Below are 23,719 nucleotides of genomic sequence, written 5' to 3'. Positions count from 1 at the left end.
GCCACCCACCCGGCGTCGGCCGCCGTGGCGCCCGCGGCCGGCCGGATCGAGCCCGGCGTCAGCTACCCGGGCGTCGCGACGGCCTACGACGCCGCCGACGGCAACGGCGCCTGCTCGTTCGGCCCGACCGGCGGGGACATGATGGTGGCGGCGATGAACGTCACCGACTACGAGGTGTCCCGGGCCTGCGGTGCGTACGTGCAGATCCGTGCCGACCACGGGGCCTCGCTCACGGTACGCATCGTCAACGTCTGCCCGCTGCCCTGCGCGGTCGGCCAACTCGACCTGAGCCAGCAGGCGTTCGCCAAGCTCGCCGACCTGAAGGTGGGCCGGCTGGCGATCACCTGGACGCTGCTGAGCCCTGGCTCGGTGGGGGATCTCTCGATCCGGTACAAGCCCGGCTCCAGCCAGTGGTGGTGCGCGATCCAGGCGATCGGGCACCGGAACCCGATCGCGACGCTGGAGGTCCGGGCCGGCGGGAGCTGGCGGCAGCTGCCGCGCACGGACTACAACTACTTCCTCTCCGCCGACGGCACGGGGTGCGGCGGGTCGATCCGGATCACCGACATCTACGGGGAGCAACTGACCGTCGACCACCTCGGCGTCCAACCCGATGTCGTGCAGTCGACCGGCGTCCAGTTCGCCCGGCATTGAGCAGCCCGTCCGACTGCGGCCACCGGCCCGCCACCGGTGACGAGCGCGGTGCGGAGCCGCCATCGGGGCTTGTTATGCTGCGCCCTCTTGTTAACGCGCACACAGTAGGGAGAGGACGACCGGGGGAGATGCTCCTCGATGACACGTCCGCGGAGTTCCACGACTTCTTCGAACGCCATTACGCCGAACTCGCCCGGTTTGCAGCTCTGTTGACCGGTGAGGCGGACGCGGCCGACGACCTCGCCGCCGACGCCCTGGTCGCCCTGTGGCAGCGCTGGGACCGGTTGCGGGGCGCCGACCACCCGCTCGCCTACGCCCGCGGCGTGGTGGCCAACATGGCGCGCGAGCGGATCCGCAGTGCGGTCCGTGAGCGCCGCCGGATCGCGCTGTTCTGGTCGCGGGGGCCGGGGCCGGTGGAGGCGCCGGACACGGCCGCCGTCCTGGACGTCCGGGCGGCGCTCGCCCGGCTGCCGTTCCGCAAGCGGGCCTGCGTGGTGCTGCGGCACGCCTTCGACCTGTCGGAGAAGGAGACCGCCGCGGCCCTGGGGATATCCGTCGGAACGGTGAAGAGCCAGACCTCGAAGGGCATGGCGGAGCTGGTAGGGATACTTGGCGCACGAGCGGTCGGCGACTTGGTGGCAGGAAGGAGGATGCGGTGAACGAGGAGGAGACGGCCCAGCGGCTGCGGGAGGCCGCCCGGGCGCACCAGCCGGACCGCGCGCGGATGCTCGCCCGGGTCGAGCGCGGCACGGCCGGTCCCGCCGTCCGGCACCGGGTGCGGCCACTGAGGCGGTCCGGCCCCCGGTTCGTCCTCGGGTCCGTGGTCACCGCCGGCCTGCTGGCGACCGGCGGCCTGGCCGTGGCCGGCATCGTCCAGTCGCTGCCCACCACGACCACGGTCACGACGGCGCCCGCCACGCCGTCGCCGAGCCCGTCGACGGATCCGGCGACGCCGTCGCCCGCCACCCCCACCACGGGCGCGGTGCCGGTCGCGCCGCCGGGCAGCCCCCGCCCGAGCGCGTCGGCGACGGCCCAGGCGCAGAACGGACCGCTGTGGTCGGCCGGTTCGGTGGACGCGCACAGCACGGTGTACTGGGAGCAGAACAACCTCACGCTGAGGACGGGTCAGCAGCTGACCGCCCTCACGATCGAGATCCGGGTCGCCCAGACCGGGAACGTGCAGAGCACCGGCAGCTGGCGGACCCTGCCGAACGAGGACTTCACCGTCACCGTCCAGGAGTCCGGTGGTGTGCTGGTCTACCGCTGGGTGCTCAGGCCGGGCCTCACGGTGCCGGCCGGGCAGCACGAGTTCGCCGCCCAGTTCAACCACGCCACCGGCGTGCGCGGCGCGGCGGGGGACAGCTACCGGGTGGACACCCAGGGGCCGGGCGGCGCCGCCTCGGTCTGGGGCGGGTTCGGCGCGGGCCACTGAACTGCACGGCAACTGCACTGCGCGGCAGGGGACGTGCTCCCCGGCCGCGCAGTCGGTTCTCCGCCGCGGTCAGCCCACCTTGACCAGTTGCCACTGCTGCGGGCTGCCCCAGTTGACGGTCCACTGGAGCACGCCCTGGCCGTCCGCGCCGCCGTTGCCGTTGTCGATCGCCTGCCCGCTCACCTGGTTGGTCAGCTGGTAGAGGCCGCCGCCGAGCGCGACCACGGTCCACTGCTGCTGGTCGCTCCCGTTGTCGGGCTGCTGGACCACCGCGCTGCCGGCGATGGTGCTGTTGCCGTTGTCCAGGGCCAGCCCGCTGCGCCTGCTCACCAGCTTGAACCGGCCCCCCTCCAGGCCGGTCAGGGTCCACTGCTGCGTCGTGCCGCCGTTGGTGGTCCACTGCATCACCTGGCTGCCGGCGGTGCTGGTGTTGCCGTTGTCCAGCGCCTTGCCGCTGCGGGCGCAGATCAGCTCGTACACGCCGTCGGCGACCACCGCGGGCGTCCCGGTGACCTCGACGACGACCACCGAGTCATTGGCGTCGGGGGCGTTGGCGGGCACCGAGACGTTGATGGTCCCGCCGCTGACCGAGTAGGGGAGCGAGGTGGCGGGGTTGCTCAGCAGGTAGACCTTGGTGATGGCGTTGGAGATCAGCGGGAGCTGCAGGGTGCCGTTGCCCGGCCAGGTGAACACGTGCGCGAAGAGCTTGCCGCTCTTCTTGGTGAACCTCCCCCAGGACGGCCCTGCGGTGAACGGGCTGCCGGTGGTCCCGTAGATGCTGTCGCTGTTGACGGCCATCCAGCTGCCCAGTCCCTGCAGGATGGTGACCGAGCCAGGGGTGGGCGTGCCGTCGCCCTTGGGGCCGATGTTGAGCAGGTAGTTGCCGTCCCGGGAAGCCACCGTGACGAACTCCTGGAGGACGGCCCCCACGGACCGGTAGGAGTTCTCGGCCCAGGAGGTGTACCCCCACTGGCCGTTCATGGTGGCGCAGGTCTCCCAGGGGCGGTTCAGCGGCTGGGCGGGCACGGTCTGCTCCGGGCAGGCGAAGTCGCCCAGGCCCTGGTCGCGCTTGACCCGCTCGTTGACGACCAGGCTGGGCTTGAGGCCGATCAGGTAGTTGTAGAGGTCGATCCCGTCGGCCTTGGTCCACCAGTCGGTGAGGGTGGGGGTGGCGGGGTCGGCGCACCAGTCGCCGTCGAACCAGAGGATCGCGGGGTCGTACGTGGTGATCAGCTCCTGCAGCTGGGCCTTCATGTCGCTGATGTAGGAGGCCCGGGCGCTCATCGAGGCCATGTCGGTGTAGGTGGTGTTGTGGTCGATGGTCTGGGACCAGTGGTTCCAGTCCATGATCGAGTAGTAGATGCCGAACTTGATGCCGCGGGCGTCGCAGGCGGTCTTGAGCGCGCCCACCAGGTCGTCCTGGTAGGCGGTGTAGCCCGGCAGCGTGTAGCGCTTGGTGCCGGTGGTGTCGGTGAAGCCCGCGACGCCGGAGTTGTACATCGCGAAGCCCTCGTGGTGCTTCACGGTGAGGACCACGTACTTCATGCCGGCGTTCAGGGCGAGGTCGGCGATGGTGTTCGCGTTGAAGCCGGTCGGGTTGAACGGGGCCGAGACCTGGGTCTGGTAGGTGGGTTTGGTCCAGTTCTCGTTGGAGAACGCCCACTCGCCGTTGGCGTGGAAGCTGTAGGACCCGAAGTGGATGAACAGGCCGAACCGGGCCTGGGACCACCAGGCCATCTTCGACGGCACCGGGTACGCCTGGGCGTTGGTGGCCAGCGAGAGCTGGGGCAGACCGATGGCCATCGCACCCCCGGCGATGGCGGCGGTCCGGAGCAGCTGGCGGCGACTCAGGTCGGTGGGGGGCATGTGCGGCTCCAGGGAGGGCGTGCTGCTGACCGGTGGGGGCGGAGCGCCGGCGCACCGGGAGCCGACCTGACGGTGGACGGGCTCCCCTCGTCGACCGGGCGGCTCGCTGTATCGAGGACCTTACGAGCCTGCAACCTGGTCGACAAGAGGGAGGTCCGATGAATCACTGAGACAAGTGGGGTATTTGCGGCCTTTTAGCGTGAGGCGGACGCTAACTCATGCTCAGTGATGGGATGTATGGCGGCCCGAGGGTGGCTCAGTCCGCCACGAAGACCCGCACGTCCCAGGCGCCCAGGTGCACCGTGGTACCCGCGGGCAGCGCACTGCCGTCCAGCACATCGGCCAGGTCGACCGGGGTGCGCAGTTCGGCGGGCTGCCGGCTCCAGTTGTGCACCACGTGCACCCGGCGCCCGTCCGCAGCGGTGCCGGTGGTCGCGGTGACGGAGACCGGCAGGTCCCGCCAGCCGCTGACCGGAGCCGGGGCCAGCCACTCGGCCAGCGCCCGGGCGAAGCTGCGCCCGGGCGCGGTGCCCACGTAGGTGATCCGGCCCGCACCGTGGCGGCGGGTGGTCACGGCCGGCCAGCGGCCGAAGTGCGGGTGCTCGTACGCGGCGAGCACCGTGGCATCGGTGGTGGTCAGTCCCTCCACCCAGTGGGTCGCGGTCGCGTCCCGGGGCAGCGTCAGCTCGCTTCCCGGAGCGGGGCGGACCGGCAGCGGCGCCGACAGGTTGCTGAACTCGTCGTACCGGACGCCGGCCGCCGCGCTCAGCCGTGGCGGGGCGGTCTCGTGCCGGGCCCGGGCCTCGTGGTCGGCGTAGCCGGTGCGCGGGCCCAGCACCAGGTGGCCGCCGGACCGGGCGTAGGCCGCGAGCCAGTCGAGCATCGAGTCCTCGGCCAGGTAGAGGGCGGGGACGACCAGCACCGGGTGGCGCTGCGCGGCCAGGTCGGGCGCCACCCCCTGCCGGCCGACCCGGGCGTCGTGCAACTGGCGGGTGTGCAGGATCCGCACCTGGCGGCCGGCCTCGAACGCGCCGCGGTAGAACGGGTCGAGGAGGCGGTGGTAGGAGGCCGGGTCAGGACTGCCGTCCGGCCTGGCCAGCGGCGGGTACGTCTGCATCAGCCACTTGCTGGGCATCGAGTAGAGCACCGCCAGGTCGGCGTCGGGTTCAAGCCCGGCGACCAGGGCGCCGGCCGTCTCGAACTCGCCTCCCAGCCCGGCGAGTTCGGCGTAGACCCGGCCGGGCCTGCCGCTGTGCGGCAGCACGCCGCCCCAGTACGTCTCGGCGCCGAAGTGCAGGGTGTGCCAGTGCCAGTACTCGATCATCCGTGCCCCGCGCGCCACGAAGGCCCAGGCGGCCTGCCGCCACTGGCCGTCGAAGGCCGGTCGGTTGTCCGAAGTGCCGCTGATCGCCTGGGCGTTGGTCTCGGTGAGCAGGAACGGCTCCTGCCGCGAGGAGTAGATCCGGTCGGCGCTCTGGTACAGGGCCCAGACGCCGGTGGTCTTCCACTGCTGCTCGTGCCCGTCGGGCGTCGGATCGGGCAGTGCGAGGGCGTCCTGCATGTCGTAGTACGGATTGCCCGCGGTGACGTCCAGGGCGTCCGTCAGTTCGTCGTCCTCGACCGCCGGGTGCCCGTAGGCGAGGCAGGTGGTGACGAACTGGTCCGGGCGGGCGTACTCCCGCACGATCGTGGCCTGCCAGGCGATGAACTCGGTCACCTGGCGCGCCTGGAAGGCCCGCCAGGCGACGTCGTACTGCGGCTGCTGGTTGCGGTCCGGGGTCCACAGGTCGGCCCAGTCGGTCAGCCGGTGCGACCAGTGGACCAGGCCCCACTCGCGGTTGAGGGTGGCCACGTCCCCGTACGCGTGCCGCAGGTGGTCGACGAAGCGCTGGAAGACGCCGTGGTTGTGCGGCAGGTGCAGACCGGGCTCGTTGTCCACCTGGTAGCCGATGACCGCCGGGTGGTAGGCGTAGCGGGCGAGGACGGCGCGGACAACGCGCTCGGCGTGGAACCGGAAGGCGGCGTGGGTGAAGTCGGCCTCCTGGCGCCCGCCCCAGCCCATCCGCTGCCCGGTGGACCGCTCGGTGGCGATCTCCGGGTAGTGCCGGGCCAGCCACGGCGGCACGGCGTAGGTGGGGGTGCCGAGCACCACCGAGATGCCGCGCTCGTGGGCGGCGTCCAGGGCGGGCTGCAGCCAGTCCAGGTCGAATCGGCCGTCCTCCGGCTCCCAGGTGGACCAGACGGACTCGCCGACCCGGATCACGGTGAACCTCGCCTCCGCCATCAGGTCGAGGTCTTCCTCTAGTCGGTCGTACGGCTGGTACTCGGGGTAGTAGGCGGCGCCGAACAGCACGCGCGGGGGCAGCGGGACCATGGATTCACCTCGGGGCGTGACGGGGCCCGGCGGCCGGAATCGGCAGCCGGGCCGGGCGGAGCGAGGACGGGTCAGGAAGCGGTACCGGTCACCGTGCTGCCGGAGCGGACCACCTGGTAGCTGACGGTGGCGCCGCTCCAGAAGTGGACGGTCAAGGTCGCCGGCACGCCGTCCTTGAGCGAGTTGAGGAAGTCCGGCTTGAGGACCAGTGCGTTGTTCGCGTAGTCCGGCGCGAACGCCGAGTTGAACGCCTGGAAGGCCGTCCAGCTCGCCGAGCCGGCGTTGCTGCCGTCGGCGTACTTGGACTCGATGGTGGCCAGTTGGTCACCGTGGAACTGGGTGGGGATGGTCAGCCCGGTGGTGGTCCCGGTGGCGTCGGCCGCCACCGGAGTGTCGAAGGAGACCACGTGCAGCTGCCACGGCTGCCCCTGCGAGTAGCGGACCTGGAGGGTCGCGTCGACCCCGTAGGCGCGGTCGCCGGCCAGCCGGGTCAGCGCCCGCGAGGTCAGGGTCAGCCGGTCGCCGCTCAGGGTGTAGTCGAGGTAGGGGATCAGCGGTCGGTCGCCCTGCCACAGGCCGGTGAACCACTGGCCGTTGCCGTTGAGGGTGATGGTCTGCGCCGGGATCGTGCCGGTGTGCGGCACGAAGAGGTTGTCGGTGGAGGCGGTGCCCGAGCGGGTGGTCCAGGAGGTCTTGATCAGCGCCATCAGGTCGGGCTCGCGCCAGGCCAGGTTGGTGCGGTCCAAGTAGTTCGCGTCGTCCCACAGGGCGCTGGTGACGCCGTTGAGCCGGGCCTGGTAGTTGATGTCCTCGTAGTACTTCAGCAGCTCGCCCTGCTCGACGGTGCCGGAGTTGGGCTCGCTGAGCAGGCCGTACTCGCCCAGGTAGACCGGTATGCCCTTGCTGACGAATTCACTGTGCAACAGGGCGAAGGTGTCGCTGGTCATCTTCTGGTTCTGCGCGTCGTACGTGGTGCCGCCGGCGATGTTGACGCTGAACGGGTAGTAGCCGTAGTAGTGCACGGTCGCCACCAGGTTCCTGTCGTGCAGGGAGGCGATCTCGGCGTTCAGGTCGTCCATCAGGGGCTGGGACGGGGTGCAGCCCTGGGTGGGCAGGACCAGCAGGCGGTCCTTGTTGCCCCCGCCGGAGTTGCGCACGACGGTGAAGAACGAGGTGTTGAGCTCGTTCATGTACTGGGTCTTCTGGGCGTCGGTCGCGTTGTTGAACTGCGGCTCGTTGACGCTCTCCAGGAGCAGCTTGCGCGGCTCGTCCTTGAACTCGGCGGCGATCTGCTGCCAGGTCGAGTCGAACCGCGCCATCACGGAGTCGTGGTCGGTGGCGATGTTGGCGATCCACTGCCACGAGTCGTGGTGGACGTTCAGCTCGACGTACAGACCGTCGGACAGTGCGAGGTCGACCACCTGCTTGACCCGGGCCAGGTAGGCCGCGTCGATCGTGTAGGGGGCGGTGGTGGACTGGTGCGGGTACCAGGTGGCGGGGATCCGGACGCTGTGGAAGCCCTGGGAGCGCAGGTAGTCGAAGAGCGGCTTGGTGGTGAGCGGGTTGCCCCAGGAGGTCTCGTCGGGGATGGCGTCCAGGGTGTTGCCCAGGTTCCAGCTGGGCTGCATGGCGGCGACGGCGGCCATCGGGTCGCGCGGGGCCGGTCCGAAGGCGGCACCCGACCGGTCGCCCTGGTGGTCCTGGTCGGCGAAGGCGGTGCCGCCGGTCAGGCCGGCGGCGGTGGCCACGGCCACCAGCAGGGCGGCCGACCGGCCGAGCCGGCGGCGGGCGGTGCGGGGAGCGGCGTTCATCGTGTGGTCCTTCTCGTGGGCGTGGTGGGGGATGCGGCGGTGCTGACGACCGGTCACGACGCGTGCTGCGACTCGTAGTCGAACCAGTCGAAGTGGACGGTGCCGGCGGCGGCGTACATGCCGACGACCCGGCCGGTGAAGCCGCCTGCCACCTCGGTGGACAGGTAGCGGCCTTCGAGGGTGCCGAGCACGGTGAAGGTGCCGTCCGGCTCCTCGACGCCGAAGGAGAGGAGATCGGGGCCGGAGCGCGCCTCCCGCGGCGGGTCCTGGGTGATGTCGATGCCCAGGACCACCGGTCCGGAGGGGAGCGGCCGGGTGGCCACCTCCGTGCGCAGCGGTCCGATCCGGGCGAACACCGTCACCTGCTCGGCGTCCGCCTCGATCTCGTAGTGGTGCTGCTCGTCCAGCCGCACGACCAGGCCGCCGCGACCGGCCGCCGGGTCGAGCAGGGCACGCACCCGGCAGGACAGGTGCTGCTGGCGCCGGCCGACGAACACCAGGTCGGGCTCGTCCGGCGAGGCACCGGCGGCGTGCAGGGTCAGCCAGCCGGCCCGCTCCTTGGTGGAGCACAGCTCGGCGGGCCGCTCGCGCACCGAGATCCACCGGTGTGCCAGCTCGGCCTGGTCGAAGTCGTCGCGGGCCGGGAGCGCCGGGCCGGGGTGCAGCGGCCAGGCGGGGGCGGGCAGTTCGGGCGACACCTCGCCCACCACGGGCCAGCCGTCCACCCAGCTCACCGGGGCGAGGAAGGTCTCCCGGCCGAGCACGTGCCAGCCGGGGGTGCCGCCGCCGGGGCGCACGCCCAGCAGCACCATCCACCACGAGCCGTCGGGGCCCTGGACCAGGTCGGCGTGGCCGGTGTTCTGGATCGGGTGGTGGGTGCTGCGGTGGGTCAGGATCGGGTTGGCCGGGCACGGTTCGAACGGGCCGGTCGGCGAGTCGCCGCGGGCGATCGAGACGCAGTGGCCGCGCTCGGTGCCGCCCTCGGCGATCAGCAGGTACCAGTACGCGCCGATCCGGTACAGGTGCGGCGCCTCGGGGGCCTGCGCGCCGGGCGCTCCGGACCAGGTCCGCTCCGGCTCGCCGAGGGTCTCGCCGGTCACCGGGTCGAGGCGGACCTGGCTGATCCCGGCGACGGTGCACCAGCAGGTGCCGTCCTCGTCCCAGGCGAGGTCGGGGTCGATGCCGGGCACGCCGGGCAGCCGCAGCGGGTCGGACCAGGGCCCGGCCGGGTCGGTGGCGGTGAAGAGCAGGTTGCCACCGTCGCCCACGTTGGTGACGATCAGCCAGAAGCGGCCGTCGTGGTGGCGCAGGGTGGGGGCGTAGATGCCGGCGGAGGAGGGCATCTCGCGCGGCAGGCGCAGCTGGCTCGGCCGGTCCAGGGCGTTGCCGATCTGGGTCCAGTTGACCAGGTCCCGGCTGTGGAAGACGGGGATGCCGGGGAAGTACTCGAAGCTGGAGCAGACGAGGTAGTAGTCGTCGCCCACCCGGCAGATGCTGGGGTCGGGGTGGAAGCCGGGGATCACCGGGTTGCTGACGGTCTGCTGCGCCTGGTGCTGGCCTGACACGGGGTCGGTTCCTCTCGCGGGGTCGGTGCTCGGGGTGGTGCCCCGACCTTTGGGGGCGGCCGGGGCACCACGGATCGTTCGGGCTCAGCCGGTCGCGCAGGTGGCGCCGTTGAACCAGAAGGTGGGCGGGTCCGCATCACTGCTGGACCAGGTCGTCTGGAAGACGAACGTGACGCTGCCGCCTTGGGGGAGGGCAGCGTTGGAGGGCAGGTTCACGGCGTTCACGCCGGGGCCGCTCTGGGAGATCGTGGTGCCCCAGGCGTTGGTGACCTTGTTGTCCCCGGCGAAGTTGAAGCCGAGGTCCCAGCCGTTGACCTGGCCGAGGCTGTTGTTGGTGACGGTGACCGTGGCGACCATGCCGCCCGGCCACTCGTTCTTGTTGTAGACGACCCGGCAGGGCGCGTTGGTGGGGTGCACCTGCACGACCGTGATCCCGTAGGCCGGGACGGTCTGCGCGGTGGCGCTGCCGGTGGTGGTGGAGCCGATCGAGGTCGCGTTCTCGAGGTAGGAGTAGACGGTGGGGGTGGCCGACGACGGGGTGAAGCCGGCGTAGGAGAGGCTGACGGTGGCGGCGTTGTGGGGGTCCTTGTTGATCAGCATCACGTCCACGTCGCCGTCGGCCCGCCGCACGGCGTGCGCGGAGAGCAGCGAGGTGGAGGCGGCGGCCTTGACCAGCGTGTCGCCGGGCGCACCCAGCCTGCTGATCATCTGAGTGCCGTAGTAGGCCGGGAAGGGCCGGTCCAGGCTCCCCTCGCAGGGGGAGCTGGCCACCAGGCCGTAGTCGGCGTAGTCGGTGGCGCCGTCCACCGTGCTGTTCCCGGAGCAGTCGGTGCCGTTGCGCAGCGCCCACCAGTCCACGGTGAAGGCGCCGTTCTCCATCCAGGTGAGGTAGGTGTCGGGGGCGAAGAGCCCGTTCGGTGCGGTGTCGCGGTAGCTGGTGGCGTTGGCCTCGGTCACCGCGAGGCCGACGTTGGCGGCGTTGCTGCCGGCGTACTGGTTGATCAGCGAGCGCACGGTGCCGGCGATGTTCGGGATCAGCGCCTGCGGCTTGGTGAGCAGGTCGGCCTCGCTGGTGCTGCCCGGGTAGGTGTGCACGACCACGAAGTCGATCTTCGTCCCGGCGATGGACAGGACCGTGTGGTTCCAGTCCATCGAGTCGCCCGGGCCGGTGATGCCGTCCGGCCAGCCACCAGGGGTGGTCAGCACGGCGCCGACCTTGATGCTCGGGTCGACCGCCTTCATCGCCGAGACGTACTGGACGAGGTTGTCGGCGTAGGTGGTGGCGCTGTGGCTGCTGTGGGTGTCGTACTCCCAGCCGCTGCCGTTGCTGTACTCGCCGTTGCCGTAGACCTCGTTGCCGACCTCCCAGTACTTGATGCCGTAGCCCTTGGTGACGTTGGCGTACTGGACCCAGGCAGCGGCCTCCTGGGCCGTGCCGGAGCCGTAGTTGACGGTGATGATCGGCTGCGCGCCGGCCGCGCGCGCGGTGCCCATGAAGGCGTCGAAGCCGGTGTTCGGAGCGACGTAGGCGCCGCCCGAGGCGGTACCGGTCTGCCAGTGGTAGACGTCGGAGTGGCTGCCGCCGGGGTAGCGGAGCGCGCCGATGCCGGCGGTGCTGACCAGGCCGGAGGTGTCGGAGGCGTTCATGGTGGCGTCGAACACGGCGACGTTGGTGCCGACGCCGGTGGTCGGGAGGACGGCCACCTGCTGGGCCGCGTCGACCGACACGGACACGGTGGTGGTGGCCAGCGCGGGCGGCGCGACGGCGGTGGTGGCGCCGGCGAACGCCAGGGTCAGGGTCGCGGCGAGTGCGACCGTGCGGCTAGGGCCTGGGTGGAACGACCATCTCATGTTGTCCCTCCATGGGGATGGCGTCGTCCGGGTGGTGATGGACTCCCGTGGTGGTGAACGGTGGGCCCGGGGCGGCTCGCCCCTCGGGCGCGGACTGTGCGTGCGCGTCGGCTCCACCACGGGCAGGGGGAGCCCGGGCCCGCAGGTGTTGATGCATCGTCAGTTCCTTTGCGTGTGAGGGTGAGAGAGTTTCAGTAGGACGGCGGACGGTGCGGCGGGCAGCGTCACGGTCAGGTCGGCGCGGTCCGGGCGCCAGCTGCTGACGGCCGCCGAGGCGGCCGGGTAGAGCCGCTCGGTGCGGACCTCGGTGCCGAGCAGGCCCGGCAGGTGCAGCGTGGTGGTGGTCCCGGCGCCCGGGCGGCGCCACACCGTGACGTAGGTGTGGTCGGGGGTGTGCAGGGCCAGCGCGATCCACGGGTCGTCCCAGGCCGGCAGGCCCAGCGGCCAGGACGGCACGGCCTGCGGCAGGTCGGCCCGCAGCGACTTGTGCACGGCGACCGCCTCGTGCACCAGTGCGCTTGCTGCCGGGGAGAGTTCGGCGAGCCGCCCGGAGAGGTGGATCCGGCCGAGCAGTGCGTTGGCCATGGTGAAGGCGACCTCGTCGAGCGAGTCCGCGGGCTGCGGGTAGGCCCACACGGCGCCCTGCTCGGGGGTGACGGCCGTGGGCGCGGCGGCCGCGATCGGCGCGTACAGCAGCAGGTCCTGCTGATCGCTGGTGGACTGCAGCTGCAGTCGGGAGAGCAGCGCCTGGTCCATCCGCATGCCGCCGGAGGCGCAGTTCTCCAGTACCAGGCCCGGGTGCCGGTCCAGGATGCCGTCGAGCCAATCGAGTTGGGCCCGGTTGTGGCCGAGCAGGCCGGCCGCCGGGACCTCCCCGGAGTGGGCGCTGGTGCCCGACCCGGGGTCGGTGTTGTGGTCGAGCTTCAGATAGCCGATGCCCCACTCGTCGACCAGGCGGTCCACCACGGTGTCCAGGTGCTTGCGGGCGGCCGGGTGGCGCAGGTCGAGGTGGTAGCGGCCGCCGCCCTCCTGGACGCGCTGCCCGTCGCGGCGGAAGAAGGCCTCCGGCGGCAGCGCCCCGGCCATCGGGCTGGCGACCCCGACCGCCTCGGGCTCCAGCCAGAGCCCGGGGACCATGCCGCGCTCGCGGATGCGGTCCAGGACCTGGTGGATCCCGCCGGGCCCGGGGAACCGGGTGACCGACGGCTCCCAGGCGCCGACCGTGGTCCACCAGCCGCCGTCCTCGTCGTTGTCGTACCAGCCGGCGTCGATGACGAAGTACTCCGCACCCGCGTCGGCGGCCGCGTCGACCAGTGGCAGCAGCTTGGCCGTGGTGGGATCGCCCATCAGGCAGTTCATGTAATCGTTGAAGATCACCGGCAGCCGCTGGTGGTCCGGGTGCGGCCGGCGCACCAGCCGCCGGTAGCGGGTCAGCGCGGCGAACGCGTCGTCGGGGCCGTGCCGTCCGAAGGCCAGGGCCACCGGCACCGTACGGAACCCCTCGCCCGGTGCCAGGGCGTGGCGCCAGCCGTGGTCGGTGTCCTCGGGTCCGTACAGCGCCGCGTAGGCCGTGTCGGCGCGCTCCCCGCACTCCCAGCGCCAGCCGCCGCCGTTGTGCTCGATCTGCCAGACCCAGCTGCGCCCGGTCCGACGGTCCGTCAGCCCGCCCATCGGCAGCCGGCCGCAGCTGGACCAGACGCCGTGCCCGGCCAGCACGTGGGTGCCGCGGCCGGCACGGAAGTCGAGGGGGCCGCGGAAGGCGGGTGAGGTGGTGCGCAGCGGGCTGCGCTGCCAGCGGCACTCGGCGAACCAGTCGTTCTCGGCCCACAGCAGGTCCGCGGCGCCCAGCTCGGTGGGGTCGCCGCCGGTGAGGCAGCCGGCCACCAGGGAGCTCACCGACTCCAGGTGCACCGTGTCCGCCCCCTCGTTGCGCACCAGCACCTCGCTGCGCAGCACCGGCAGGCCGTCGGGCGTGCGGTACCGGGCCTGCACGGCCAGCCCGGTCTGCGGGTCGTGCAGGTCGACGGTGAGCACGTGCCAGTCGCCCTCGCGGCTCGCGCGGTGGGCGCGGTGGCGCAGCCGGGCGCCGGTGGCGGTGTCGACGAGGTGGCGGCCCGACCAGTGGCGGCCGTGGCCGGCCGTCGTCAGTTCCACCAGCGGCAGCGCGGCGCCGGGGCGCGGGCCGCCGACCGCCCCGCCCGGTGCGCCGAGGCGGACCAGGCGGGCGGCGCCGTCCTCGCCCAGGGAGATCTCCAGCTCAAGGGCTTGGTGGCCCCAGCCGACGGTGTGAGCGTTCACAACGATCCTCGCAGGAGGGTGGTGGCAGTGGTGGGAGGGATCAGTGCGCGCGCAGCACCGCGCAGCCGCCGGGCGCCAGTTCGCTCGCCCGCGCACCGGTCAGCAGGTCGTTGGCCGGCTCCGGCAGCGGGACCGCCTCGGCCCGGTGGTTGATCAGCACGTGCCAGCGGCGGCCGTCCGCGGCGTGCCGGGTGACCGCCTCGACGCCGTCCGGCAGGCCCGGCAGCTCCGGGCCCACACCGCTCTCCGCGAGCAGCCGGGCGGCCAGGTCGGCGTAGCCGGTGTCGTCCAACCGGGTGGAGAGGTACCAGGCCTGCCCGGCGCCGAACCGGTGGCGGGTCAGCGCGGGGCTGCCGGCGAGCATGCCGTGCAGGTAGGTGGCGAGGGTCTCGGCGCCCTCGGTGCGCAGCGATTCGCTCCACACGGTGGCCCTCGTGCCGTCGGACAGCACGATCTGCTCGTGCTCGCGGAGCGGGCGGTACTCCTCGACCCGGATGCCCAGTGCCTCGCGCAGCGGCGCGGCCGGGTAGCCGCCGAGGTGCGAGTGCATCCGTTCGTCGACCGCGCCGGCCGCGTGCTGGACGAGCAGCGTGCCGCCGCCCTCGACGTAGCGGCGCAGGTTGGCGGCGCCGGCGTCCGAGAGCAGGACCAAGGCCGGGGCGAGGACCAGGCGGTAGCGGCTCAGGTCGTGCTCGGGGTGGGCGAAGTCGGCCGTGACCCCGGCGTCCCACAGCACCCGGTGGGCGCGCTGCAGGGGGCCCAGGTAGTCGAGCTCGCTCGACGGCAGGCCCTGGACATCGGTGGCCCACCAGGCGTCGGAGTCGTGCAGCACCGCGGCCCGGGCCAGCACGGTGGAGCCCGCGAGCTCGGCCAGGCCGGCCACCGCCTCGCCGAGGGCCGTCACCTCGCGGAAGGTCCGACTGTCCGGCCCGGCGTGCGGGACCATCGCCGAGTGCCACTGCTCGGCCCCGGCCCGGGACTGGCGCCACTGGAAGAACAGGGCGCCCTCGGAGCCGCGGGCGACGTGGCCCAGGGAGTGGCGCAGGATGTCGCCCGGCTCCTTGGCGAGCACCCGGCCCTTCGCGTAGACCGTGTTGGTGCCCTGCTCCATCAGCAGCCAGGGCGCGCCGCCGGCGAAGGAGCGGGCCCGGTCGGCGGCGAAGGCGGTGTCGGCGGCGGCGGCCACGCCGGGCTCGCTGGGGTAGTGGTTGACGGTCACCAGGTCGACCTCGCGCCCGAAGGCCCACAGGTCCAGGTTCTGGTAGCCCGGCAGCATCAGGTTGGTGGTCACCGGCCGGTCGCTGTGCGCGCGGATCGCGTCGCGCTGCTCGCGGTAGGCGGCCAGCGTCTCGTCGGACCAGAACCGGCGGAAGTCCACCAGCAGGCCCGGGTTCTGGTGCCACTGGGTGGCCCGGGGCGGCAGGACCTGCTCCCAGGAGGTGTAGTGCTGGCTCCAGAAGGCGGTGCCCCAGGCCTCGTTGAGGGCGTCGAGCGAACCGTGGCGGGCGCGCAGCCAGACCCGGAAGGCGGCCGCGGCGTGGTCGCAGTGGCACAGGGTCACGTACTCGTTGTGCACGTGCCACAGGGCCAGCGCCGGGTGGTCGCCGTAGCGTTCGGCCAGCGCCCCGGCGATCCGGCGGGCCGCCCGGCGGTAGGCGGGCGCGGCGACGCAGTAGGTGTCGCGGCTGCCGTGGGTGAGCCGGGTCCCCTCGGGGGTGACCGGCATGGCGTCGGGGTGGGCCAGGGTGAACCAGGGCGGCGGGGAGGCGGTCGGGGTGGCCAGGTCGACGGCGACGCCGGCCGCGTGCAGCCGGTCCAGGTGCCCGTCGAGCCAGTCGAAGTCGTACCGCCCCTCCTCGGGTTCGAGCAGGGCCCAGGAGAAGACGCCGACGGTGGCCAGGTTGACCCGGGCCAGGCGCATCAGCTCGTCGTCCTCCTTCCAGACCTCCGGGCCCCACTGCTCCGGGTTGTAGTCCCCGCCGAAGGCGAGGCCGCCCAGTCGGTCCGTCAACTGACGTGCCGTCATGTCTAATGCTCCTTCGTGGTGGTGGCCCGGCGCGGGGCCGGTGCGGTGCTCTCGCGGATCACCAGTTCCGGTGACAGCAGGAGCAGGTCGTCCTGCGGGGCGCTGCCGTCGGCCGCCGCGTCGATCCGGGCCATGACCTGGTCGACGGCGACCGGGCCGAGCTCCTTCCTCGGCCCGGTGACGGCGGTGAGCCGGGGTGCGTACTGCTCGGCCAGCTGATCGGGGCAGATCGCCACCACCGAGGCGTCCTCCGGCACGGTCCGCCCGCTGGCCCGCAGCAGGCTCAGCAGCGGGCCGATCGCGGCCTCGTTCTGCACCACGAAGCCGGTGGTCGCCGGCCGGTCGGCGATGATCCGGGCCAGCGTGCCGGCCGTGCTCTCGTAACTGCCTTCGCAGGGCCGGTGGAGGAACCGCACGCCGCGCTGCTCGGCGCGTTCGCCGAAGCCGTGCAGGGTGCGGGCGGCGTAGCCGGCGTGGCGCCGGTAGACGGCGCTGCCGTAGCCGATGAACGCCACGTCGCGGTGGCCGAGGTCGGCCAGGTGGTCGGCGCACAGCGCCCCCGCGGCCGCGAAGTCGTGGTCGACGCAGGCCAGTCCGGACGGGTCGTCGGGCAGTCCGATGAGCGCGGCGGGGGTGCCCTGGTCGCGTAGCACGGGGACGCGGTCGTCGTCCAGCCGGACGTCCATCAGGATCACGCCGTCCGCGAGCCCGCTGGCGGCGACCCGGCGCACCCCGTCCGGGCCTTCGTCGTTGGTGATGAGCAGGACGTCGTACCCGTACTGGCGGGCCGTCACGGTGACCGCGATGGCGATCTCCATCATGGTCGGCACGTAGACCTCGGTGTGCAGCGGGACCACCAGGGCGATGATGTGCGACCGCTTGCCGGCCAGCGCCCGCGCGCCGGCGTTGGGGTGGTAGCCGAGGTCGGTGATGGCCTGTTCGATGCGCCGTCGGGTCTGGGTGGAGATCGAGCGCTTGCCGCTGAGCGCGTAGCTCACCGTGCTCGACGAGACGCCCGCGTGCCTGGCCACGTCGGCGAGTGTCACCATCTGTGCTGCTTCCTTCGTCCGGGTGCTGGGGGAGCGGTTCCTGCCGCGCGGTCGGGGAGGTGCGGGCAGGAACGCTCCCGGTCTGTCGGGCCGTCGACTCACCCCTTGATGGCGCCGGTGAGCACACCGGTGCGCAGGTGCTTGGTCACGAACGGGTAGACGATCACCAGCGGCACCAGGGTGAGCACCACCACCGCCATCTGCAGCGACAGCGGCGCGGTCTGCGCATGGGTGCTGCCGAAGCCGGTGTTGATCGAGCCCGGCATGCCGTTGCCGCGGTTGACGTAGGTGAGCAGGACGTACTGCAGCGGCCACTTCTGGCTGTCCGTCGGCATGTAGAGCATGACGTTGAAGAAGGAGTTCCAGTAGCCGACCGCGTAGAAGAGCGCGATCACCGCGGTCACCGCGCGCGAGGTGGGCAGCACGACGGACCACAGGATCCGCCAGTCGCCGGCGCCGTCCAGCCGGGCCGCCTCGATCAGTTCGCCGGAGGTCCCGGAGTAGAAGGCGCGCAGCACCAGGATGTTGAAGACCGAGACCGCGCCGGGCAGGATCAGTGCCCACCACTGGTCGTAGCCGCCGAGGCCGGTGACCACCAGGAAGGTCGGGATCAGGCCGCCGCCGACGAACATCGTCACGACCAGCAGCAGCAGGACGAAGCGGTGTCCGAGCGATCCGGACCTGGACAGCCCGTAGGCGCACAGGACCGAGACGACCATGGAGACCGCCGTGCCGACGACGGTGACCCCGAGGCTCACCAGCAGCGCGGTGACCACGGTCCGGTCGCCCAGCATCTCGCGGTAGGCCTCGGTGGTCAGTCCGTCCGGCCAGATCACCAGCCCGCCCGCCCGGTTGATGGCGCCCGGGGTGGAGAAGCTGGTCAGCACGACGACCCAGATCGGTACCAGGACGACGGCGACGACCCCGCCCAGGGTCAGGCCCTTGGCCGTCTGGCCGATCGCGGTCGGCGGCTCCTGCCAGGGCGGGCGGGCGCTGCGGGTCCGCCGCCGGGAGGCCGGCACCGCGGCGGCGCCTTCGGTGTCGGTGCCGCTCCGCTCGATGGTGAGTGCGTTGGTCATTGTCGGTACAACCCGTCCTCGCCGAAGGCGTGCGCCAGCTTGTTGGCACCCCAGATCAGCAGCAGCGAGATCACGCTCTTGAAGAGCCCGGCCGCGGCGCCGTAGGAGTAGTTGCCGGTGGAGATGCCGTAGTAGAAGGAGAAGGTGTCCAGCACGTCGGCGGCGTCGTGGCCGACCGCGTACCGCTGGATCAGGAACTGCTCGAAGCCCACCGAGAGCGCGTTCCCCAGGCGCAGCACCAGCATCAGGACGATGACCCCGCGCAGACCGGGCAGGGTGATGTGCCACATCCGCCGGAACCGCCCCGCGCCGTCGGCGGCCGCCGCCTCGTACAGCTCGCTGTTGATCGCGCTGAGCGCGGCGAGGAAGACGATGATGCCCCAGCCCGCCTCCTTCCAGACCGCCTGCGAGGTGACCAGCAGGGCGAAGGTGTGCGGGTCGGTCATGATGTCCCAGGTCCCCATCCCGTGCTGCCGCAGGAACTGGTTGAGGATGCCCGCGCCACCCAGCATCTGCTGGAAGACCGTGATGGCGAGGACCCAGGAGAAGAAGTGCGGCAGGTAGACGACGGACTGGATGAAGTTGCGGACCCTTGGACTCAGGACGGAGTTGAGGAGGATGGCCAGCGCGATCGGGATCGGGAAGAAGAGGACCAACTGGACGAAGCTCAGGTACAGCGTGGTCTTCATCGACTCCCAGAACAGCGGGTCGGCGAAGAGCTGTTGGAACTGCTGGAACCCGACCCAGTCGCTGTGCGAGACCCCGAGCAGCGGGTCGTACTCCTGGAACGCGGTGACCAGGCCGAACAGCGGGAGGTAGTTGAACAGCAGGAGCAGGACGACCGCGGGCACCGTCATCAGCAGGAGCGACTTGTCCCGGCGGAGTCGGATCCGCCAGTTGAGCCGCACCGGTCCTCCCGCGACCTCCGGTCGCGCGGCGCTCACTGCCCCGTGCCGTACTTGTCGAGGACGTTGTCGGTCATCCACTGCTTGAGCCGGTCGCCGCCGCCGCTGGACTTCCAGGTGGCGATCGCGTCCTGCACGTCGGAGACCTTCTTCTTGCCGTGGATGCAGTCGATGACCGTGTCGTTGAGGGCCTGTGCGGCCGAGGCGGTGGCCACTGACTGCGGCATGCTGATGTTCATGCCCCAGAAGGGCGGCTTGGTCAGGGTCTTGACGTTGGCGGCCTGCCACGCGGTGAGGTCCTTGGTGACGATGTCGCCGCCCGGGTTGCTGGTCACGGCCGACGGCGAGGCCAGGAACGGGTAGGTCTGCGCCTGGACGTCCTTCTTTCCCTCGTCCGTGAAGGTCGGGACCCCGTTCTCCCGGTGGTGGTGGACGCCCTCGACGCCGAAGTTGACCATCGTGTACTCGGCGGTGCCGTAGGGGGCGGCCAGGTAGTTCGCGACCGCGAGCAGTTCCTCGATCTGATCGGGCTTCAGGGCGGCGTTGAGGTAGCTGAACATGCTGGCGGACGCGCCCATGTAGACCACGGGCGCGCTCTTGCCGTCGGCGGCGAACACGTTGAAGGCGCCGCGCCGGTAGTTCGGGTCGGCGGCGATGCCGGACTGGTAGTCGGCGAGGGTCCAGGCCCCGGTTCCGCCGCCGGAGACGAGCAGCTTCCCGCTGAAGAAGTGGGCGGGGGTGGTGGACTTCGTGACCGCGTCCGGGTGCAGGTAGCCGGCGGTGGCCAGGCGGTTGTGCCAGTCGACGGCCTCCAGGTACTCCTGGGTCTCGAAGGCGTGGACCAGCTTGCCGTTGTCGACCTTCCAGGTCAGCGGCGCGCCGAAGGACGTGTAGATGTATGTGAACAGGTCGTCGAAGGCCCAGACGCCCCGCTTGGCGTCGGTGAGTTCCTTGCCCAGGTTCATCAAGTCGTCGGCGGACTTCACCTGGTCGCCGGTGATGCCGCGTGATTCGAGGACGTCGCGCCGGTAGAACGTGGTGCCCGCGATGGCGAAGCGGGTGGAGAAGGAGGGGATGCCGTAGAGCTTGTCGCCCCAGACGCCGCTCTGCCAGGCGCCGGTCGGGATGGCGGCGAGGTTGGGGTACTTCTTGATGTTGTCGCCGGACAGGTACGGGGTCAGATCGGCGAGCTGGGTGCCGGCGAGCTCGCCGAGGTTGAAGTTGGAGTCCCACCAGGACGGCAGCTGGATCCAGTCCGGCAGCTTCTTGGCGGCGGTCATGGTCGGGACGATGGTGTTGTAGTTGTTGCCGTCGGCCGGCTTCATCGTGAGGCTGACGCCGAGGGCCTTGTTCATCGCCTGGTAGAAGGAGTTGCCGACCGGCGGCACGGTGCCCCAGAGCGGTGTGACCGTGGTGTAGCTGCCGCCCTTGCCCGGGACGCCGGAGACGCTGACCACCGGGGACGCGGGGTAGGCGAGGTACCCGGGGTCGGTCGCGGCGTCGGGCCCGCCCGCGACCGGGGCGATGTCCGGCGCGACGGTCGTGCTCGGCACGTAGGCCGGCAGCGCCGACTTGAGGCCGGCCGCGGTGTTCGCGCCGGTCTTCTGGTGCGTGCCGCCGCCGCAGGCGGAGAGCAGCGGGGCCATGCCGGCGGCCGCGGCGATGGCGGCGGCGCCGCGGACGAAGGATCTGCGGTTCAACTCGGTGCCCATGACAGGGGTTCCCTCTCCAGCGAATTGTCGAAGCGCTTGGATGTTGCGGCGAGACTAACGACGCGTTACGGGTTCGGCAAGAGCCTGAACAAATACAAATTCGCCTTGTGCAGCGGGTGTTGACAGCGCACTTGGTTCATGTCAGCGTCGATGCGCTTCGACATTCGATCACCGCGTTCAGCCTCCGAGGGGTTTGCCACGTGAGTTCCCCGTCCGTGTCCGCCGTCGACCCGCCTCCGTTCCGCGACCCCGCGCTGCCGTTGGGCAAGCGCGTCGATGACCTGCTCGAACGCCTCACGCTCGACGAGCGGATCGCGATGCTGCACCAATACGCGCCGGCCGTCCCGCGCCTGGGGGTCGCCCGGTTCCGCACCGGCAGCGAGGCCCTGCACGGGGTCTCCTGGCTGGGCGAGGCAACCGTCTTCCCGCAGGCCGTCGGCCTCGGCGCGAGCTGGGACGAGGGGCTGGTGCGCCGGGTCGCCGAGGCGGTCTCGGTCGAACTGCGTGCGTTCCACCGCCACCGCCCGGCCGTCCTGGCCCCGGACCGGGGCGCCAACAGCCTGCAGGCCTGGGCGCCCGTGCTGAACCTGCTGCGCGACCCCCGCTGGGGGCGCAACGAGGAGGGCTACTCCGAGGACCCGGTGCACACCGCCCGGATCGGCGAGGCCTTCTGCCGCGGCCTGGCCGGCGACGACCCGACCTACCTGCGGGCCGCACCGGTGCTCAAGCACTTCCTCGCCTACAACAACGAGGACGACCGCTGCACCACCTCCTCCGGACTGCGCCCGCGGGTCCTGCACGAGTACGACCTGGCCGCCTTCCGCCCCGTGGTCGAGTCCGGCGCCGCGACCGGCGCCATGGCCGCCTACAACCTGGTCAACGGCCGCCCCTGCCACGTCAGTCCGCTGATCGAGGAGGAGCTGCGCCGCTGGGCCCGGCCGACCGGCCACGAGCTGTTCGTGGTCAGCGACGCCGAGGCGCCGTCCAACCTGGTGGATCCCGAGCACTACTTCGACGACCACGCCGAGTCCCACGCGGCCGCGCTCAAGGCCGGCATCGACAGCTTCACCGACCACGGCGAGGACAGCGCCACACCGGTCGGCCGACTGCGCGAGGCGCTGGAGCGCGGCCTGATCTCCACCGCCGAGATCGACCCGGCCGTCCGGCGGCAGCTGGAACTGCGCTTCCGACTGGGCGAGTTCGACCCGGAGCTGGACCCGTACGCCGGCATCGGCCCCGAGGTGGTCGACTGCCCGGAGCACCGCGCCCTGGCGCGCCGGGCCGTGGCCGAATCGGCGGTGCTGCTCAAGAACGACGGCGTGCTGCCGCTCGATCCCGCCCGCAGCCCGCGGGTCGCCGTGGTCGGCCCGCTCGCCGATGCGGTCCAGGAGGACTGGTACAGCGGCACCCTGCCGTACCAGGTCGGCCTCGCGGCCGGGCTCGCGCAGGCGCTGGGGGAGCGGGACGGCGAGGTGGTCACCGTCGAGGGGGCCGACCGGATCGCGCTGCGCTCGCGCACCACCGGCGAGGCGCTCGGCAAGACCGCGTTCGACGTGGTGGACTGGGGCGACGCCCTGACCCTGCGCTGCGCCGGGACCGGGCGCTTCCTCTCGGTCAAGAACGACGGCTCGCTCGTCGCCGACCAGGAGCGGATCAAGAGCTGGGAGGTGCACGAGACCTTCCGCCTGGAGCCCGCCGGGGACGGCGGCTCGGTGCTGCTGCGCGGGGTCGTCACCGGCCGGTACGCCGTCGTCGACCCGGCCGACGGCCGGGTGGCGATGACCGGCGAGGACCCGCGGGACGCCGAGCGCTGGGCGCGCGAACTGCTGCACGACGGCCGGGCCGAGGCGGTCGCGGCTGCCGCTGCGGCCGACCTGGTCGTGGTCGCGCTCGGCAACCACCCGATGATCAACGGGCGGGAGACCGAGGACCGGGCCGGCATCGCCCTGCCCGCGGGGCAGGACCAGCTGCTGCGCGCGGTCGCCGAGGCCCAGCCGCGCACGGTGCTCGTGCTGACCAGCAGTTACCCGTTCGCCGTGGACTGGGCCGACGAGCACCTGCCCGCCGTGGTGTGGACCTCCCACGGCGGGCAGGAGTCCGGGAACGGGCTGGCCGACGTGCTGCTCGGCGCGGCCGAGCCGGCCGGCCGGCTGCCGCAGACCTGGTACCGGGGGGACGACGAACTGCCGCACCCGCTCGACTACGACATCATCAAGGCCGGCTGGACCTACCAGTACCACGTGCCCGCGCCGCGCTACCCGTTCGGCCACGGGCTGTCCTACACCACGTTCGACTACCGCGACCTGCGCCTGTCTCGGTCGCGGATCGACCGGGACGGCTCGGTGGAGGTCGCGGTGACGCTGGCCAACACCGGCGCGCGGGCGGGCAGCGAGGTGGTCCAGCTCTACGTCCGGGCGCTCGATGCCGACTACCAGGCACCCCGGCTGCGGCTGGCGGACTTCCGCAAGGTCCGCCTGGAGGTCGGCGCGGAGCAGGAGTTGACGTTCCGGCTGGCGGCCGAGGAGCTGGCCCACTGGGACGTCGCGACCGGCGCGTTCACCGTCGGGCCCGGCAGCTACCAGGTCCTCGTCGCCCGCTCCGCCGAACACCCGGTCCTGACCGCACCGTTGGAGGTGACTGGGCCGGCAGCCGGGCCGCGGGCGGTGGTGGACCGCCGGATTCGGGCGGTCGACTTCGACGACTACACCGACGTCACCATCACCGACGCCACCCGGATCAGCGGCGACGCCGTCACGCCGGCCGATCCGGCGCGCCCGGCGACGCTGCTGTTCCGCCGGGTGGAGCTGTCGGGCGCGGCCCGGGTCGCCGTCGAGGTCGCCCGGGAGACCCCCGGCAGCGGCGGCGCCCGGCTCGAACTTCGGCTCGGCGAGCAGCTGTTGGCCGAGGTCGAGGTGCCCGTCACCGGCGACCGGTACAGCTGGACGACGGTGACCGCGGAGCTCGCGGCCCAGGCCGTCGGCGTCCACGACCTGCAGCTGACCCTGCACGGCGACTTCCGGCTCGCCGCCTTCCGCTTCGCCGGTGCCTCGGACTGAGGCAGCACCGCTCGGACCGGCGGCCCGTGACGTGGGGTACC

General features: G+C 72.0%; 15 protein-coding genes. 4 read left to right on the top strand and 11 right to left on the bottom strand.

Annotated features, from left to right (window positions below; translation table 11 throughout):
• The 3 genes from ACFW1A_RS06215 to ACFW1A_RS06205 all read left to right on the top strand — a co-directional run.
• On the top strand, positions 1-654 hold a 654-nt coding region (locus ACFW1A_RS06215), incomplete at its 5' end, for an expansin EXLX1 family cellulose-binding protein (protein WP_380404989.1).
• Between the two features lie 128 nt (positions 655-782).
• Positions 783-1,313, top strand: coding sequence for a SigE family RNA polymerase sigma factor (locus ACFW1A_RS06210; protein ID WP_380404986.1), 531 nt, complete (start codon positions 783-785; stop codon positions 1,311-1,313).
• A complete protein-coding gene (locus ACFW1A_RS06205) occupies positions 1,310-2,086 on the top strand; it encodes a hypothetical protein (protein WP_380404983.1) in 777 nt (258 codons plus the stop codon). Before ACFW1A_RS06210 ends, ACFW1A_RS06205 begins: the two co-directional genes overlap by 4 nt.
• A 69-nt stretch (positions 2,087-2,155) precedes the next feature.
• Here ACFW1A_RS06205 and ACFW1A_RS06200 read toward each other — a convergent pair whose 3' ends face one another.
• The 11 genes from ACFW1A_RS06200 to ACFW1A_RS06150 form a co-directional block, all read right to left on the bottom strand.
• Entirely contained in the window at positions 2,156-3,952 is a 1,797-nt protein-coding gene (locus ACFW1A_RS06200) for an alpha-L-fucosidase (RefSeq protein WP_380404980.1), read from the bottom strand.
• 256 nt (positions 3,953-4,208) lie between these two features.
• Positions 4,209-6,326, bottom strand: coding sequence for a beta-galactosidase (locus tag ACFW1A_RS06195; protein WP_380404977.1), 2,118 nt, complete (start codon positions 6,324-6,326; stop codon positions 4,209-4,211).
• A gap of 71 nt (positions 6,327-6,397) precedes the next feature.
• Complete coding sequence (locus ACFW1A_RS06190; RefSeq protein WP_380404974.1) at positions 6,398-8,137, bottom strand: cellulase family glycosylhydrolase; 1,740 nt, start codon at positions 8,135-8,137, stop codon at positions 6,398-6,400.
• Positions 8,138-8,190: 53 nt separating this feature from the next.
• Positions 8,191-9,702 carry a glycoside hydrolase family 43 protein gene (locus ACFW1A_RS06185; protein WP_380404971.1) on the bottom strand — a complete coding sequence of 504 codons (1,512 nt, stop codon included), beginning with the start codon at positions 9,700-9,702 and terminating at the stop codon, positions 8,191-8,193.
• A gap of 84 nt (positions 9,703-9,786) precedes the next feature.
• Complete coding sequence (locus ACFW1A_RS06180; protein WP_380404969.1) at positions 9,787-11,553, bottom strand: cellulose binding domain-containing protein; 1,767 nt, start codon at positions 11,551-11,553, stop codon at positions 9,787-9,789.
• A gap of 159 nt (positions 11,554-11,712) precedes the next feature.
• Positions 11,713-13,851, bottom strand: coding sequence for an alpha-galactosidase (locus ACFW1A_RS06175; RefSeq protein WP_380404966.1), 2,139 nt, complete (start codon positions 13,849-13,851; stop codon positions 11,713-11,715).
• A gap of 40 nt (positions 13,852-13,891) precedes the next feature.
• The gene (locus ACFW1A_RS06170) at positions 13,892-15,877 is read right to left on the bottom strand and encodes a beta-galactosidase (protein WP_380404963.1); all 1,986 of its coding nucleotides are present in this window, start codon (positions 15,875-15,877) and stop codon (positions 13,892-13,894) included.
• A gap of 2 nt (positions 15,878-15,879) precedes the next feature.
• Entirely contained in the window at positions 15,880-16,926 is a 1,047-nt protein-coding gene (locus tag ACFW1A_RS06165; RefSeq protein ID WP_380404960.1) for a LacI family DNA-binding transcriptional regulator, read from the bottom strand.
• Between the two features lie 98 nt (positions 16,927-17,024).
• A complete protein-coding gene (locus ACFW1A_RS06160) occupies positions 17,025-18,005 on the bottom strand; it encodes a carbohydrate ABC transporter permease (RefSeq protein ID WP_380404957.1) in 981 nt (326 codons plus the stop codon).
• Entirely contained in the window at positions 18,002-18,949 is a 948-nt protein-coding gene (locus ACFW1A_RS06155; RefSeq protein WP_380404954.1) for an ABC transporter permease, read from the bottom strand. Before ACFW1A_RS06155 ends, ACFW1A_RS06160 begins: the two co-directional genes overlap by 4 nt.
• Entirely contained in the window at positions 18,946-20,622 is a 1,677-nt protein-coding gene (locus ACFW1A_RS06150; RefSeq protein ID WP_380404951.1) for a Tat pathway signal sequence domain protein, read from the bottom strand. Before ACFW1A_RS06150 ends, ACFW1A_RS06155 begins: the two co-directional genes overlap by 4 nt.
• 200 nt (positions 20,623-20,822) lie before the next feature.
• Between ACFW1A_RS06150 and ACFW1A_RS06145 the strand changes: the two genes are divergently transcribed.
• On the top strand, positions 20,823-23,678 hold the full coding sequence (locus ACFW1A_RS06145) for a glycoside hydrolase family 3 C-terminal domain-containing protein (RefSeq protein WP_380404946.1): 2,856 nt from the start codon (positions 20,823-20,825) through the stop codon (positions 23,676-23,678).
• Positions 23,679-23,719: the final 41 nt, after the last annotated feature.

Origin of the sequence: Kitasatospora sp. NPDC058965 (assembly GCF_042741245.1) — a bacterium.
Classification (GTDB): Bacteria; Actinomycetota; Actinomycetes; order Streptomycetales; family Streptomycetaceae; genus Kitasatospora.
The sequence above is the reverse complement of the archived record's forward strand: the minus strand, read 5'-3'. Positions and strand labels throughout refer to the sequence as shown.

Coding starts and splice junctions, on each gene's coding strand:
- ACFW1A_RS06195 (WP_380404977.1), bottom strand. CDS start 6,326: ATGGTCCCGCTGCCCCCGCGCGTGCTGTTCGGCGCCGCCTACTACCCC.
- ACFW1A_RS06180 (WP_380404969.1), bottom strand. CDS start 11,553: ATGAGATGGTCGTTCCACCCAGGCCCTAGCCGCACGGTCGCACTCGCC.
- ACFW1A_RS06160 (WP_380404957.1), bottom strand. CDS start 18,005: ATGACCAACGCACTCACCATCGAGCGGAGCGGCACCGACACCGAAGGC.
- ACFW1A_RS06190 (WP_380404974.1), bottom strand. CDS start 8,137: ATGAACGCCGCTCCCCGCACCGCCCGCCGCCGGCTCGGCCGGTCGGCC.
- ACFW1A_RS06165 (WP_380404960.1), bottom strand. CDS start 16,926: ATGGTGACACTCGCCGACGTGGCCAGGCACGCGGGCGTCTCGTCGAGC.
- ACFW1A_RS06150 (WP_380404951.1), bottom strand. CDS start 20,622: ATGGGCACCGAGTTGAACCGCAGATCCTTCGTCCGCGGCGCCGCCGCC.
- ACFW1A_RS06170 (WP_380404963.1), bottom strand. CDS start 15,877: ATGACGGCACGTCAGTTGACGGACCGACTGGGCGGCCTCGCCTTCGGC.
- ACFW1A_RS06200 (WP_380404980.1), bottom strand. CDS start 3,952: ATGCCCCCCACCGACCTGAGTCGCCGCCAGCTGCTCCGGACCGCCGCC.
- ACFW1A_RS06210 (WP_380404986.1), top strand. CDS start 783: ATGCTCCTCGATGACACGTCCGCGGAGTTCCACGACTTCTTCGAACGC.